This is a genomic window from Mycolicibacter sinensis, assembly GCF_001667945.1.
Classification (GTDB): domain Bacteria; phylum Actinomycetota; class Actinomycetes; order Mycobacteriales; family Mycobacteriaceae; genus Mycobacterium; species Mycobacterium sinense_B.
The window spans coordinates 32,282-46,673 of record NZ_LZJK01000153.1 but is presented as its reverse complement, the minus strand read 5'-3'; the positions used below and the strand labels follow the sequence as shown (position 1 = coordinate 46,673).

The 14,392-nt window shown below is 70.0% G+C and carries 17 protein-coding genes and 1 pseudogene; 16 read left to right on the top strand and 2 right to left on the bottom strand.

The window, feature by feature from the left end:
- Positions 1-3 precede the first annotated feature (3 nt).
- The 3 genes from A5694_RS19850 to trmD are packed head-to-tail and all read left to right on the top strand — an operon-like array spanning position 4 to position 1,472.
- Positions 4-246, top strand: a complete 243-nt coding sequence (locus A5694_RS19850) for an RNA-binding protein (protein WP_019736217.1) — start codon at positions 4-6, stop codon at positions 244-246.
- A gap of 11 nt (positions 247-257) precedes the next feature.
- Positions 258-779, top strand: coding sequence for a ribosome maturation factor RimM (rimM, locus tag A5694_RS19845; protein WP_064924022.1), 522 nt, complete (start codon positions 258-260; stop codon positions 777-779).
- A 3-nt stretch (positions 780-782) separates the two neighbouring features.
- Positions 783-1,472: a tRNA (guanosine(37)-N1)-methyltransferase TrmD gene (trmD, locus tag A5694_RS19840; RefSeq protein WP_064924021.1), complete on the top strand. Its 690-nt coding sequence runs from the start codon at positions 783-785 to the stop codon at positions 1,470-1,472.
- Positions 1,473-1,490: 18 nt separating this feature from the next.
- On the opposite strand, the gene A5694_RS19835 is transcribed toward trmD, so the two are convergent.
- Complete coding sequence (locus A5694_RS19835) at positions 1,491-2,387, bottom strand: hypothetical protein (protein ID WP_064924051.1); 897 nt, start codon at positions 2,385-2,387, stop codon at positions 1,491-1,493.
- A gap of 390 nt (positions 2,388-2,777) precedes the next feature.
- On the opposite strand from A5694_RS19835, the gene rplS reads away from it, so the two are divergent.
- The 11 genes from rplS (at position 2,778) to A5694_RS19780 (ending at position 11,897) form a co-directional block, all read left to right on the top strand.
- A complete protein-coding gene (gene rplS, locus A5694_RS19830; RefSeq protein ID WP_019736221.1) occupies positions 2,778-3,119 on the top strand; it encodes a 50S ribosomal protein L19 in 342 nt (113 codons plus the stop codon).
- A gap of 69 nt (positions 3,120-3,188) precedes the next feature.
- Positions 3,189-4,037, top strand: a complete 849-nt coding sequence (lepB, locus tag A5694_RS19825; protein ID WP_064924020.1) for a signal peptidase I — start codon at positions 3,189-3,191, stop codon at positions 4,035-4,037.
- A 3-nt stretch (positions 4,038-4,040) separates the two neighbouring features.
- Positions 4,041-4,760 (top strand): ribonuclease HII, encoded by a 720-nt coding sequence (locus A5694_RS19820; RefSeq protein ID WP_064924019.1) that lies wholly within the window; start codon positions 4,041-4,043, stop codon positions 4,758-4,760.
- A complete protein-coding gene (locus A5694_RS19815) occupies positions 4,757-5,062 on the top strand; it encodes a DUF2469 domain-containing protein (protein WP_012393608.1) in 306 nt (101 codons plus the stop codon). Before A5694_RS19820 ends, A5694_RS19815 begins: the two co-directional genes overlap by 4 nt.
- 41 nt (positions 5,063-5,103) lie before the next feature.
- A complete protein-coding gene (locus A5694_RS19810) occupies positions 5,104-5,769 on the top strand; it encodes a GNAT family N-acetyltransferase (protein ID WP_064924018.1) in 666 nt (221 codons plus the stop codon).
- Positions 5,770-5,890: 121 nt separating this feature from the next.
- Positions 5,891-6,262 (top strand): YraN family protein, encoded by a 372-nt coding sequence (locus tag A5694_RS19805; protein ID WP_064924017.1) that lies wholly within the window; start codon positions 5,891-5,893, stop codon positions 6,260-6,262.
- Entirely contained in the window at positions 6,259-7,770 is a 1,512-nt protein-coding gene (locus A5694_RS19800) for a YifB family Mg chelatase-like AAA ATPase (RefSeq protein ID WP_064924016.1), read from the top strand. The genes A5694_RS19805 and A5694_RS19800 overlap by 4 nt, the downstream gene beginning before the upstream one ends.
- A complete protein-coding gene (gene dprA, locus A5694_RS19795; protein WP_064924015.1) occupies positions 7,767-8,903 on the top strand; it encodes a DNA-processing protein DprA in 1,137 nt (378 codons plus the stop codon). The genes A5694_RS19800 and dprA overlap by 4 nt, the downstream gene beginning before the upstream one ends.
- A 40-nt stretch (positions 8,904-8,943) precedes the next feature.
- Complete coding sequence (locus A5694_RS19790; RefSeq protein ID WP_064924014.1) at positions 8,944-9,801, top strand: siderophore-interacting protein; 858 nt, start codon at positions 8,944-8,946, stop codon at positions 9,799-9,801.
- 4 nt (positions 9,802-9,805) lie between these two features.
- Complete coding sequence (locus A5694_RS19785; protein ID WP_064924013.1) at positions 9,806-10,966, top strand: alpha-hydroxy-acid oxidizing protein; 1,161 nt, start codon at positions 9,806-9,808, stop codon at positions 10,964-10,966.
- A 31-nt stretch (positions 10,967-10,997) separates the two neighbouring features.
- Complete coding sequence (locus A5694_RS19780; RefSeq protein ID WP_064924012.1) at positions 10,998-11,897, top strand: tyrosine recombinase XerC; 900 nt, start codon at positions 10,998-11,000, stop codon at positions 11,895-11,897.
- Between the two features lie 79 nt (positions 11,898-11,976).
- Here A5694_RS19780 and A5694_RS19775 read toward each other — a convergent pair.
- Positions 11,977-12,441, bottom strand: a pseudogene (locus A5694_RS19775) (M23 family metallopeptidase); the annotation flags it as partial.
- Between the two features lie 257 nt (positions 12,442-12,698).
- Between A5694_RS19775 and rpsB the strand changes: the two are divergent.
- Positions 12,699-13,526: a 30S ribosomal protein S2 gene (gene rpsB, locus A5694_RS19770; protein WP_064924010.1), complete on the top strand. Its 828-nt coding sequence runs from the start codon at positions 12,699-12,701 to the stop codon at positions 13,524-13,526.
- 15 nt (positions 13,527-13,541) lie between these two features.
- On the top strand, positions 13,542-14,357 hold the full coding sequence (gene tsf, locus A5694_RS19765) for a translation elongation factor Ts (protein WP_064924009.1): 816 nt from the start codon (positions 13,542-13,544) through the stop codon (positions 14,355-14,357).
- Positions 14,358-14,392 lie beyond the last annotated feature (35 nt).

Sequence of the window (14,392 nt, the reverse complement as noted above, 5' to 3'; positions counted from 1 at the left end):
GTCGTGAGTGCCGTGGTGGCAGATGCCGTCGAGCACTTGGTGCGCGGCATCGTCGACAACCCGGATGACGTCCGGGTCGACATGGTGACCAACCGGCGGGGCCGCACCGTCGAAGTGCACGTGCACCCCGACGATCTCGGCAAGGTGATCGGTCGCGGCGGTCGTACCGCCACCGCGTTGCGCACCCTCGTTGCCGGTATCGGTGGACGCGGCATCCGCGTGGACGTGGTCGACACCGACCGGTAGCCGGCCGGCTCATGGAGCTGACGGTCGGGCGGGTGGTCAAAGCCCACGGCATCAGCGGCGAGGTCGTCGTCGAGGTCCGCACCGACGACCCCGAACTCCGGTTCGCGCCGGGCGCGACCCTGCACGCCCACCAGAAGGGCGGGCCGCCGCGCGACTACGTCGTCGAATCCGCGCGTCCGCACGGCGCGCGACTGCTGGTGCGGTTAGCCGGGGTCGCGGACCGCGACGGTGCGGATGCGTTGCGCGGCACCGTGTTCGTCGTGGACTCGGCTGAGCTGCCGCCGATCACCGAACCGGACACCTACTACGATCACCAGCTCGAAGGGCTCACCGTCTGCACCACGACGGGGGAGCGGGTCGGCACCGTCACCGAGGTGCTGCACACCGCCGCCGGCGAACTGCTGGCGATCAAGCGGACCGATGGCGGGGAGCTGCTGGTTCCGTTCGTCAGCGCGATCGTGCCGTCGGTGTCACTGGCCGACCAGACCGTGCAGATCGATCCACCCGACGGCCTGCTGGACCTGGGCGGGTAGTCGATGAGAATCGATGTTCTGACGATCTTTCCCGCTTATCTGGACCCGATCCGGCAGTCGTTGCCGGGCAAGGCGATCGAGTCCGGAATGGTCGAGTTGGGCGTTCACGATCTGCGGCGCTGGACCCACGACGTCCACCGCTCGGTTGACGACACCCCCTACGGCGGTGGGCCGGGGATGGTGATGAAGGCGCCGGTGTGGGGCGAAGCGCTTGACGAAATTTGTTCGCAGCAAACAGTTTTGGTCATCCCCACACCAGCCGGTGTACGGTTCGACCAGGCCACCGCCCAGCGGTGGAGCCAGGAACAGCACCTGGTGTTCGCCTGCGGCCGCTATGAAGGCATCGACCAACGGGTCGCCGATGACGCCGCCCGGCGGATGCGGGTCGAAGAGGTCTCGATCGGCGACTATGTGCTGGCCGGCGGCGAGGCTGCGGTGCTGGTGATGCTCGAGGCGGTGCTGCGGCTGATGCCCGGAGTGTTGGGCAATCCGGCGTCACGCCACGATGATTCGCATTCCCCCGACCGCGCCGGACTCTTGGAGGGGCCGAGCTACACCCGGCCGCCGAGCTGGCGCGGACTGGATGTTCCCGAAGTGCTGCTCTCCGGAGACCATGCGCGGATCGCTGCCTGGCGCCATGAGGCCGCGCTGCAGAGGACCAGGCAGCGTCGCCCGGATCTGTTGGGGGAGTAGCGAAGTCCAGATCCGGGTCTAGATCCGGCCGCCGGGGAAGATCGTCTTGACCGCCTGGGTGATCGTGGCACGCGCGGTGGCGTCGTCGCTGGGCTGGAGGGACTCGATCACCACCACGTAGCGACGGTCGGCGCCGACTACGCCGGTCGACAGGTGCATCCAGTTGTTGCCGATGCAGCACATCCAGCCCTGCTTGACGGCCACCGGCTCGTTGTACAGGCCCTCCGGAATCCCGAACCGCTGCGGGTAGCCGTCGATGCCGGTGGGGGTGGACTGCGCCAGGTCGTTGATGATCATGTCCGCCCGGTCCGCCGGCAGGCCGCCGGAGCCATTGAGCAGCATGTCGTAGTAGCGCGCCAGGTCCGGGGTGGTGCTGATGGTGTTCCACCAGGCACCGTTGGACGGCGGGGCGGTACCGGCCAGGCCGTAGCGGCTGGCCACCCGGGTGACGATCGCGTTGCCGCCGTGCAGGTTCCAGAACGTCTCGGCGGCCCCGTCGTCGGAGGAACGCAGCATGACATCCAGGGCGGCCTGGTCGTCGGCCGACAATGTGGCTTCGGACTGGTGGACCAGCAGGTCGTCGGCGATGAACAGCTTGGCCACCGAGGCGGTGGCGATGGGCCGTGTGTTGCCGTTGGTGACCAGTTGGTGCGAGATCCGGTCCAGCACGGCCACCGAGATGTTGGCACCGGCCTTGGCGGCTTCCTCGGTGGCGTCCTGCATGCGTGCCGCCAGCCCGTCGACCACCGCGGCCGGGGGGATCGCGGGTGCTCGGGGCGCTTCGATCGCGGTGGCCACCGGCGCCACCTCGGGCGCCCGGTACTGCGGGGGCCGGGTGGCGGCGGCGCCGTAGACCTTCTCGTCGCAGCCGAACACCACCGTCGACATCACCATGACGATGGTCAGCAGAAGCATCGATGGCCGCACGGCTGGTAGGCCTCCTCAACAGGCATCAGTCGGGTAATCGACATCTACGGGCTCGCCACACTTGCTGCCATCGGCCCGCCGGATAGGTTACCGCGGGCACGCCGCGATCGCGCGGTCCGCCTCTTCACCAGACTTATCACGATGCGGGCGGTTCCGGCGGCAACGACCAGCGGCGATTTGCGCGATTTCCCTGGTTGCGCCGCGTCTGGCACAATTGAGCAGTTGTCGCCCGGCAGTTGATTCTGCAGCCGGGGCCCGGCGTCTCGGGCACCGCACCATGCGACAATATGCCCGAACCCATCGGCTCGGTTACCGGCTGCACGCGCACCTGTGTGCGGGCCGGTCGGCAGCCGCGACCCGCGAGGAAGTGTTTCCGCAATGAACACGCTGGACATCGTCGACAAGGCGTCGCTGCGCGACGACATCCCGGCCTTCGCCCCCGGCGACACGGTCAACGTGCACGTGAAGGTGATCGAGGGCACCAAAGAGCGCATCCAGGTGTTCAAGGGCGTGGTCATCCGCCGCCAGGGTGGCGGCGTCCGCGAGACGTTCACCGTCCGCAAGGAGAGCTACGGCGTCGGCGTGGAGCGCACCTTCCCGGTGCACTCGCCCAACGTCGACCACATCGACGTCGTGGTCCGTGGTGACGTGCGCCGGGCCAAGCTGTACTACCTGCGTGAACTGCGCGGCAAGAAGGCCAAGATCAAGGAGAAGCGCTGACTTGCCCGTCCGGGCGGGTTCGCTCCGGTCGGTCTGCGGCGCGGCTGACGCGGTCACTACCCTGATCTCGTGACCGAAACCGCGGGCTCGTCACCCGAGAACTCTCCCGAGGCCGACCAGCCCGAGGTCGACCAGGCCGAGGCCGGCGCGCCGGAGGCACCCGCCGCCGAGGACCGCAAGCACAGCACGCTGCGCGAGTCGGTCGTGCTGGTGGCGATCGCGCTGGTGCTGTACTACCTGGTGTTGACGTTCGTGGCGCGCCCGTACCTCATCCCGTCGGAGTCGATGGAACCGACGCTGCACGGCTGCCACGGATGCGTCGGTGACCGGATCATGGTCGACAAGGTCACCTACCGGTTCAGCGCGCCGCGCCCCGGTGACGTCGTCGTCTTCCGCGGCCCGCCGTCGTGGAACGTCGGCTACAAGTCGATCCGCTCGGACAACACCGCGGTGCGCTGGGTGCAGAATGCCTTGTCCTTCATCGGGTTCGTCCCGCCCGACGAGAACGATCTGGTCAAGCGGGTCATTGCGGTGGGGGGCCAGACGGTGCAGTGCCGCAACGACACCGGCCTGACCGTCGACGGCAAGACCCTCGACGAGCCCTACCTGAATCCGGCCACCCTCATGGTCGACCCGATGGTCTATCCCTGCCTGGGCAACGAGTTCGGTCCGGTGACCGTGCCGGAGGGCCGGCTGTGGGTGATGGGGGACAACCGGACCCACTCGTCGGATTCCCGCGCGCACTGCGACACGGTGGCGATCCAGCCCGATCTGCAGCACCGGATCCTGTGCACCGGTGCAGACCTCGACGCCGGCACGGTGCCGGTGAGCAACGTCATCGGCAAGACCCGGTTCATCGCCTGGCCGCCGTCGCGTTGGGGACCGGTGAAAGCGATAAACCCGCAGCAGGAGCCTTAAACCATGGCCCCGGCTTGGCCGCCGCGCACGGTGATCCGCCGCTCACCGGGGTTGCGCACCCTGGAGTCGGCGCTGTATCGCAGTGGGCTGGGGCCGGTGGCCGGTGTCGACGAGGTCGGCCGCGGCGCCTGCGCCGGACCGCTGGTGGTGGCCGCCTGTGTGCTCGGGCCGGGCCGGCCCGCCGCGCTGGCGGCGCTCGACGACTCGAAGAAGCTCACCGAGAAGGCGCGGGAGCAGTTGTTTCCGGTGATCCGCCGGCACGCGCTGGCCTACCACGTGGTGTTCATCGCGCCGGCCGACGTGGACGCGCGCGGCGTGCACGCGGCCAATATCGAAGGCATGCGGCGCGCGGTGGCCGGACTGGCCCTGCGGCCCGGTTACGTGCTCTCCGACGGATTCCGGGTTCCGGGGCTGCCGATGCCCTCGCTTCCGGTGGTCGGCGGTGACGGTGTGGCCGCCTGCATCGCCGCGGCGAGCGTGCTGGCCAAGGTCACCCGCGACCGGTACATGGTGGCGCTGGAGGACCCCGGCTACGGCTTCGCCGAGCACAAGGGGTACTCCACCCCTGCGCACACCGCGGCGCTGGCGGCGTTGGGGCCGTGCAGTCAGCATCGCTACTCGTTCATCAACGTGCGCAATATGGCGGCGCTGGCCGCGGTGGCGACCCCGGTTACGGGGACAATGGGGACGACGAACCGAACAGAAGGACGGCTGAGCAGATGAGTGCCGAAGATCTCGAGAAGTACGAAACCGAGATGGAACTCTCGCTGTACCGCGAATACAAGGACATCGTGGGGCAGTTCAGTTACGTCGTGGAGACCGAGCGGCGGTTCTACCTGGCCAACAGTGTCGAGATGGTGCCGCGCAATGCCGACGGCGAGGTGTATTTCGAGCTGCGCCTCGCCGACGCGTGGGTGTGGGACATGTACCGGCCGGCGCGGTTCGTCAAGCAGGTGCGGGTGGTCACGTTCAAAGACGTCAACATCGAAGAAGTCGAAAAGCCCGAGCTGCGGCTGCCCGAATAACACCGCAGCGTCGCCGTGGAGTTGGGTCTAGGCTGGCAGGCATGACCGCTGTCGACCGTGCCGTCTCCCGTCGGGAAATCACCGATGCCCTGCTCAAAGCCATGGAACGCCGCCATGAGGTACTCGATGTGATCGTGGACTCCGACGACCGTGCGACTGCGGTGCAGGCGATCGCGAATCTGCTCGGCACCTCACCGGCGGGCTGCGAAGCGGTGATCGGAATGTCGCTGGATCAGCTGACCAAGGAGTCCCGCAGCCGGATCGCCGCGGAGCTCGAAGACCTGAACAACGAGTTGACGTTCACCCTCGGTGATCGCCCGGCGAGCTCCGGTGAGACGCTGCAGCTGCGCCCGTTCGCCGGTGCGGCCGATCGTGACATCTTTGCGCTGCGCACCTCCGACGTCGGCGCCAGCGGCGACGGGTCCGGCGGGCCGGCCGGGGGCCTCGACGACGAAATCCTCTCCGGGCTGTCTCGCGTCGATGACGAAGACGCCGCGTGGTTCGTCGCCGTCGACGGTGCGCAGAAGGTCGGCATGGTCTTCGGCGACCTCAACCGGGGCGAGGTCAACGTGCGGATCTGGATCCACCCCGAACACCGCAAGAAGGGCTACGGCACCGCCGCGCTGCGCCGTGCCCGCACCGAGATGGCCGCATACTTCCCCGGCGTGCCGCTGGTGGTTCGGGCTCCGGGCGCGCACGCCGGCTAGCGCTAGCCGGTCACCCGGCGGCTGTGGATGAAGTCGCCGCTGTGGACAAGTGACTGGGCTGCAGCGGTTTTCGGCGCGCAGCGGCTCGACGCTGTCGGTGCGATGACCGACCCTGGCCGGCATGACAACCATGACGCGCGCCGAGCTGGGGGCGCTTGGGGAACAGCTGGCCGTCGACCACCTGATCGGGCAGGGGTGGACGATCCTGGCCCGTAACTGGCGTTGCCGGTACGGCGAACTGGACGTGATAGCTGCCGATCCGGCGGCGCGCACCGTGGTGTTCGTCGAGGTGAAAACCCGCACCGGTGACGGGTTCGGCGGGCTGGCGTACGCGGTGCCACCGGAGAAGCTGCGCCGGTTGCGCCGGCTGGCCGGAGTGTGGCTCGCCGGCCAGCAATCGCACTGGGACACCGTCCGCATGGACGTGATCAGGGTGCGGATCGGGCGGCGCCGCGACCCGGAGATCGCCCACCTGCAGGGGGTGGGCTGGTGACACTGGGGCGGGCGTTCTCGGTCGCGGTGCGGGGCCTGGACGGACTGATCGTGGAGATCGAGGCCGACATCAGTTCGGGGCTGCCCGGGGTGCATCTGGTGGGCCTGCCCGACGCCGCCCTGCAGGAGTCCCGGGATCGCGTGCGGGCGGCGATCACCAACAGTGAACAGCATTGGCCGACATCGCGATTGACGCTGGCTCTGTCGCCGGCGACGCTGCCGAAGATGGGGTCGGTCTACGACATCGCCTTGGCCGCTGCGGTGCTCTCGGCGGACCGCGGCACACCCTGGCCCCGGCTGGAGAAGACGGTGCTGCTCGGCGAGCTGGCCCTGGACGGGCGGGTGCGGCCGGTGCACGGAGTGCTGCCGGCGGTGCTGGCCGCCAGGAACGACGGCTGGGCGCGCGCGGTGGTACCGGTGGACAATCTCGCCGAGGCCAGCCTGGTGGACGGCATCGATGTCTACGGGGTGGCGACGCTGGGGCAGCTGCACGATTGGCTGGACGGTTCGGCGCGGCTGCAGGAGCGGATCACCACGGTGGCGCCGGCCCTGCAACCGCCCGCCGACCTGGCGGAGGTGGTCGGTCAGGCCCACGCCCGGTTCGCTGTCGAGGTAGCCGCGGCCGGGTCACACCACCTGATGCTGACCGGACCGCCGGGTGTCGGCAAAACCATGTTGGCGCAACGCCTTCCGGGTCTGCTGCCGCCGCTGACGGAAAGCGAATCGCTGGAGGTCACCGCGATTCACTCGGTGGCGGGCCTACTGTCGGGCAGCGCACCGTTGATCACCCGCCCGCCGTTCATCGCACCGCACCACAGCTCCAGCGTCGCGGCGCTGGTCGGCGGCGGCTCCGGAATGGCGCGTCCGGGGGCGGTGAGCCGCGCGCACCGCGGGGTGCTGTTCCTCGACGAGTGTGCCGAGATCCGGGTCAGCGCCCTCGAGGCGTTGCGCACACCGTTGGAGGACGGCGAGATCCGCCTGGCCCGGCGCGACGGCGTCGCCCACTACCCGGCCCGGTTCCAGCTCGTCATGGCGGCCAACCCCTGCCCGTGCGCGCCGGCCGACCCGCGGGATTGCACCTGCAAACCGATGGAGAAACGGCGCTACCTCGGCCGTTTGTCCGGTCCGCTGCTGGACCGGGTGGATCTGCGGGTGCAGATGCATCCGGTGCGGGCCGGCGCGTTCTCCGCCGCCGACGGGGAGTCGACGGCCACGGTGCGGGCCCGGGTGGCAGCGGCGCGCGCCGCGGCGGCCGACCGCTGGCAACCGCACGGCTTTGGCACCAACGCCGAGGTCAGCGGAGCCTTGCTGCGGCGCAAGTTTCGGCTCAGTGCCGCCGCGATGGCCCCGCTGCGCACGGCGCTGGACCGCGGCCTGCTGTCGATCCGCGGCGCCAACCGCACTCTGCGGGTCGCCTGGACGCTGAGTGACCTGGCGGGCCGCAACTCACCGGGCCTGGACGAGGTCGCCACCGCCCTGAGCTTTCGTCAACCGGGGACGGCCCGATGAGCACCGACCAGACCACCCTGCGGGCCTGGGCGTACCTGTCCCGGGTGGCCGAACCGCCGCGGCCGGATCTGGCCGACCTGGTTGCCCGGGTCGGTCCGGTCGAGGCGGCAGAGCGGATCCGGCGCGGTGCCGTCGAACCGGAACTGGCCAAGCACACCGAGGCCAGACGCGAGATCGACTCTGCTACCCAGGATCTGGAACTGCTGGCCCGCCGCGGCGGTCGGCTGGTCACCCCAGACGACGAGGAATGGCCGGCACTGGCGTTCGCCGCCTTCGGCGGGGCCGCGGCCGCCCCAAAGCCGGGTTGCCGCCCACCCCTGGTGCTCTGGGCGATGGGCCCGGCGCGCCTGGAGGAGACCGCCGAACGTGCCACCGCGATCGTTGGGACCCGGGCCGCGACCGCCTACGGCGAGGTGGTGGCCGCGGACCTGGCCGCCGGGCTGGTCGAGCGCGACGTGGCGGTGGTGTCCGGCGGCGCCTACGGTATCGACGGTGCCGCACACCGCGCCACGCTCGCCGCGGACGGCACGACGGTGGCGGTGCTGGGCGGCGGCATCGACATCTGCTATCCGGCAGGCCATTCCGCGCTGCTGCACCGCATCGGCGGGCACGGTCTGCTGGTCAGCGAGTATCCGCCCGGAGTCCGCCCGGTTCGGCACCGGTTTCTGACCCGCAACCGGCTGGTGGCGGCGCTGGCCGGCGCGACGGTCGTGGTGGAGGCCGGACTGCGCAGCGGCGCGGCCAACACCGCCGCGTGGGCGCGGCTGCTGGGCCGTCCGGTGGCCGCGGTTCCCGGACCGGTGACCAGTGCGGCCTCGGCCGGCTGCCATGTGCTGCTGCGTGGCGGTGCCGAGCTGGTCACCCGGGCCGACGAGGTGATCGAGTTGGCCGGGCGGGTGGGGGAGCTGGCAGCCGACCCGCCCCGGCCGGTGACCCCGCTGGACGGACTCAGCGACACCGAACGTCAGGTCTACGAAGCGCTGCCGGGCCGCGGCGTGGCGACCGTCGATCAGGTCGCGGTCGCCTCCGGGCTCCCCCCGGCACAGGTGTTCGGGCCGCTGGCGATGCTGGAGGTGGCGGGCCTGGTCGAGCGCCGCGACGGCAGCTGGGCGATCGTCCGGGGCAACCGGTAGCTCGTATAGTCGGCGGGGCAGGCCAAGATGGGGAGGCAGCGTGGCAGGAAGACCGGTTCACACCTTCGCGGTAGTCCGCACCGAGCACCTCTCGGAACATATGGTGCGGGTGGTGCTCGGTGGCACCGGATTCGACACCTTCCGCCCGAGCGAGTTCACCGACTCCTACGTCAAGGTCGTCTTCGTGCGCAACGACCTCGATGTCGCCGTGCTCCCGCAGCCGTTGACGCTGGACAGCTTCGACGGCCTGCCGGCCGAAGATCGCCCGGTGATCCGCACCCTGACGGTGCGGCGGGCCGATCCGGTCGCCCGGGAGATCACCATCGACGTCTCGGTGCACGGCGACCACGGCGTCGTCGGCCCGTGGGCCACCGCCGCCCAGCCCGGCCAGCCCGTCTACCTGATGGGCCCCGCCGGCGCCTACGCGCCCGACCCGGCCGCCGACTGGCATCTGCTGGCCGGTGACGAGAGCGCGCTGCCCGCCATCGCGGCCGCCCTGGAGGCGTTACCGGCCGACGCCGTCGGCAAGGTGTTCATCGAGGTCGCCGGCCCCGAAGACGAGATCGCGCTGACCGCGCCGCAGGGCGTGCAGCTGAACTGGCTGCACCGCGGCGGACGTGCCGACCTGGTCGGGCAGGACCGGGCCGGTGACAACGCCCCGCTCATCGAGGCGGTTACCACCACCTTGTGGCTGCCCGGCCAGGTTCAGGTGTTCATCCACGGCGAGGCGCAGGCCGTCATGCATAATCTGCGGCCTTACATCCGCAAGGAGCGCGGGGTGGAGGCCAAGTGGGCGTCGATCTCCGGATACTGGCGGCGCGGTCGCACCGAAGAGACCTTCCGGCAATGGAAGAAGGAGCTCGCCAGCAAAGAAGCAGCCGAGGCTGCGGCAGACTAACCCCATGGCGTACGGGGACTACCAGTTCGAGATCTACCTGCAGGGCCTGGCCGGGGTGGTGCCCGCGCTGCCCATGACCTACACCGAGTTGGAGGCCAAGGCCGCCGCGGCGCTCTCCCCATCGGTGTGGTCATATGTGGCCGGCGGCGCCGGAGACGAGCGCACCCAGCGGGCCAACGTCGCGGCGTTCGACGGATGGGGGCTCATTCCGCGGATGTTCGTCGGCGCCGCGCAGCGCGACTTGTCCATCGAGATGTTCGGGCTGCGGCTGCCCGCCCCGATCTTCATGGCCCCGATCGGTGTCATCGGTATCTGCGCCCAGGACGGCCACGGCGACCTGGCCAGCGCAAGAGCGGCGGCGGCCACCGGTGTTCCGCTGATGGTCTCGACCCTGACCGCCGACCCGCTGGAGGACGTGGCCGCCGAATTCGGCGACACCCCAGGGTTTTTCCAGCTCTACACGCCGAAGAACCGGGAGTTGGCCGAAAGCCTGGTGCGCCGCGCCGAGGCGGCGGGATACCAAGCCATCGTGGTCACCCTGGACACCTGGATTCCGGGCTGGCGTCCCCGGGATTTGTCGACGTCGAACTTTCCGCAGCTGCGCGGGCACTGCCTGGCCAACTACTTTTCCGACCCGGTGTTCCGCGCCGGGCTGGCCCAACCGCCCGAAGAGAACCCGCAGGCCGCCGTGTTGTCCTGGGTGCAAACCTTCGGCAACCCGCTGACCTGGGACGACCTGCCGTGGCTGCGGTCGTTGACCGACCTGCCGCTGATCGTCAAGGGAATCTGTCACCCCGAGGACGCGCGGCGCGCCAAAGACGGCGGGGTGGACGGCATCTACTGTTCCACGCACGGCGGGCGCCAGGCCAACGGCGGGCTGCCGGCGCTGGACTGCCTCCCGGGCGTGGTGGAGGCCGCCGACGGGCTGCCGGTGCTGTTCGACTCGGGTATCCGCTCCGGCGCCGACATCATCAAGGCGCTGGCGCTGGGCGCCACCGCGGTGGGAATCGGCCGCCCCTACGCCTACGGGTTGGCGCTGGGCGGAGTCGGCGGGATCGTGCACGTGCTGCGCTCCCTGCTGGCCGAAGCCGACCTGATCATGGCGGTCGACGGTTATCCGTCACGGGTTGATCTCACCCCGGACACGCTGCGGCGCGTCACCTGAGCGTTTGAACGGCTTCTGCCACCGTGAGTCGGTGGACGAGATTCTCGAGGAGTTCGACGAGCACCTGGCTTTGGAACGGGGACGCTCCGAACACACCCGCCGTGCCTACCTCGGTGACCTGCGGTCGCTGTTCGCTTTCCTCGCCGAACGCGGACACCCTGGCATCGACGGCCTGAGCCTGCCGCTGCTGCGCAGCTGGCTGGCCCAGCAGGCCGGCGCCGGCGCGGCCCGCAGCACACTGGCCCGGCGCACCTCGACGGTCAAGACCTTCACCGCCTGGGCGGCCCGGCGCGGCCTGCTGGCATCGGATCCCGGGGCGCGGCTTGCACTGCCCAAAGCTCGCCGGACCCTGCCGGCGGTATTGCGCACCGACCAGGCGCACGCTGCCATGGCCGCCGCGAAAACCGGTGCACAGCAAAACGATCCGCTGGCCTTGCGGGACCGGCTGATCGCCGAACTGCTCTATGCCACCGCCGTTCGGGTCAGCGAACTGTGCGGCCTGGATGTCGACGACGTCGATCCCTCACGTCGGCTGCTGCGGGTGCTCGGCAAGGGCAACAAGCAGCGGACGGTGCCGTTCGGCGAGCCGGCCGCCGAGGCGCTGCAGGCCTGGCTGGCCCGCGGGCGTCCACTGTTGGCGACGGCGGAGTCCGGCCCGGCCCTGCTGCTCGGTGCCCGCGGTGGCCGGCTGGACCCGCGCCAGGCCCGTACCGTCGTGCACCAGACGGTCGCCGCGGTCGGCGGCGCCCCCGACATGGGGCCGCACGGGTTGCGGCACACCGCGGCGACTCACCTGTTGGAGGGCGGGGCGGATCTGCGGGTCGTGCAGGAACTGTTGGGTCACTCCAGCCTGGCCACCACCCAGCTCTACACCCATGTCACGGTCGCGCGGCTGCGGGCGGTGCACGAGCGGGCCCACCCCCGGGCCTAGCGCCAAAACGGGCGCCGAACGTCGGCTTGTGTCACGCTTTCTCCGGACACGCGTGCATCAACCCCACACTCGGCGGTCACGATAACGGCTTGAGCCGGATCGGGGTCGAGGCCAACAACCCCAGCGGGTCGATGTAGTCGGCCCGCGAGGCTGGCCCCCACATCGCGCCCCAATGCAGACACACCGCCGCGCCACAGCCGGGATGACCGGGAGCCAGCACCCCGATCACCGTCGTCGCCGTCACCCGCTGGCCCGGCCGCACCGATGCCGAAACCGGCTGATAGCTGGTGCGCAACCCGCCCGGGTGGGCCAGCGACACCACCGGCACGCCGCCCGAGAGCCCGGCGAACACCACGGTCGCGTCGCCGGCGGCATACACCGGCTGGCCCGCGACACCGGCCAGGTCCACCCCCCGATGTCCGCGCTGCCAATCCGGCCGCGGGGCGTCGAATTCCCGCACCACCGCCGGGCGCGGGCGCAGCGGCCAGTTCAGCCGCACCGGGTGGCCGTGGGCCGGCGCCGCCAGCAGCAACGCCGCGACCAGGAACAACGCCGTGCGTCGCATCCGCCCAGTTCACCCCGGCGGCCCCGAAACGGGCCAGTCACCGCTGTGGACAAAGCACCTGTTCGCGGCGTGTAAACTCACATGCGCGGTTCGCGTCAGCGGGCTGACTTCGCGTGTCTGCAGCACAACCGGTTGCCGGCGGTCCCCGACAGGGGTCCGGCAGCTCAGCAGGCACCAGGGCCCGGCCTCACCCGTCGCCGGGCGACAACCGACAACAAATAAGGAGCCATGGATCAATGGCTGTTGTAACCATGAAGCAGCTGCTTGACAGCGGCACCCACTTCGGGCATCAGACCCGTCGCTGGAACCCCAAGATGAAGCGGTTCATCTTCACCGACCGCAACGGCATCTACATCATCGACCTGCAGCAGACGCTGACGTTCATCGACAAGGCGTACGAGTTCGTCAAGGAGACCGTCGCCCACGGCGGCACCGTGCTGTTCGTCGGCACCAAGAAGCAGGCGCAGGAATCGGTCGCGGCCGAGGCCACCCGGGTCGGGATGCCGTACGTCAACCAGCGCTGGCTCGGCGGCATGCTCACCAACTTCTCCACCGTGCACAAGCGGCTGCAGCGGCTCAAGGAGCTCGAGGCCATGGAGCAGACCGGTGGCTTCGAGGGACGCACCAAGAAGGAGATCCTGGGTCTGACCCGGGAGAAGAACAAGCTGGAGCGCAGCCTCGGCGGTATCCGCGACATGAACAAGGTGCCCTCGGCCGTCTGGGTCGTCGACACCAACAAGGAGCACATCGCCGTCGGCGAGGCCCGCAAGCTGGGCATCCCGGTGATCGCGATCCTGGACACCAACTGCGACCCGGACCTGGTCGACTACCCGATCCCGGGCAATGACGACGCGATCCGCTCGGCGGCGCTGTTGACCAAGGTCATCGCCTCCGCGGTGGCCGAGGGCCTGCAGGCCCGCGCCGGTCAGGGCAACGGCGAGGGCAAGGCCGAGGCCGAGGCCGTCGAGCCGCTGGCCGAATGGGAGCAGGAGCTGCTCGCCGGTGCCACCACCTCGGCACCTGAGCCGGCCGCCGGCACCGACACCACCACCGACGCATCGTAGGAAAGGCACACCACAGTGGCGAACTACACCGCTGCCGACGTCAAGCGGCTTCGGGAACTCACCGGCGCAGGCATGATGGACTGCAAGAACGCGCTGGCTGAAAGTGACGGCGACTTCGACAAGTCCGTCGAATTGCTGCGGATCAAGGGCGCCAAGGACGTCGGCAAGCGCGCCGAGCGCGCCACCGCCGAAGGCCTGGTCGCCGCCAAGGACGGCGCGCTGATCGAGCTGAACTCCGAGACCGACTTCGTCGCCAAGAACGACGAGTTCAAGGCGCTCGCCGAGGAGGTCGTCACCGCCGCAGCGGCGGCCAAGACCTCCGACGTCGAGGAGCTCAAGGCTGCCAAGATCGGGGACCGCACCGTCGGTGAGGCAATCGAGGCGCTGTCGGCCAAGATCGGCGAGAAGCTCGAGCTGCGCCGGGTCGCCTACTTCGACGGCACCGTGGAGACCTACCTGCACAAGCGGGCCTCCGACCTGCCGCCGGCGGTCGGTGTGCTGGTTGAGTACACCGGCGCCGGAACCGAGGCGGCTCACGCGGTGGCGCTGCAGATCGCCGCGCTCAAGGCCCGCTATCTGACCCGCGACGACGTCCCCGCCGACGTGGTGGCCAACGAGCGCCGCATCGCCGAGGAGACGGCCAAGGAGGAGGGCAAGCCCGAGGCCGCCCTGCCGAAGATCGTCGAGGGCCGGGTGAACGGCTTCTTCAAGGACACCGTGCTGCTGGACCAGGCGGCGGTGTCGGACTCGAAGAAGACCGTGAAGGCGCTGCTCGACGAAGCGGGCGTGACCGTGACGCGGTTTGCGCGGTTCGAGGTCGGCCAGGCCTAGCCTGCCCAGCACGGGCGCTCTTGCTAGCGTCAGGA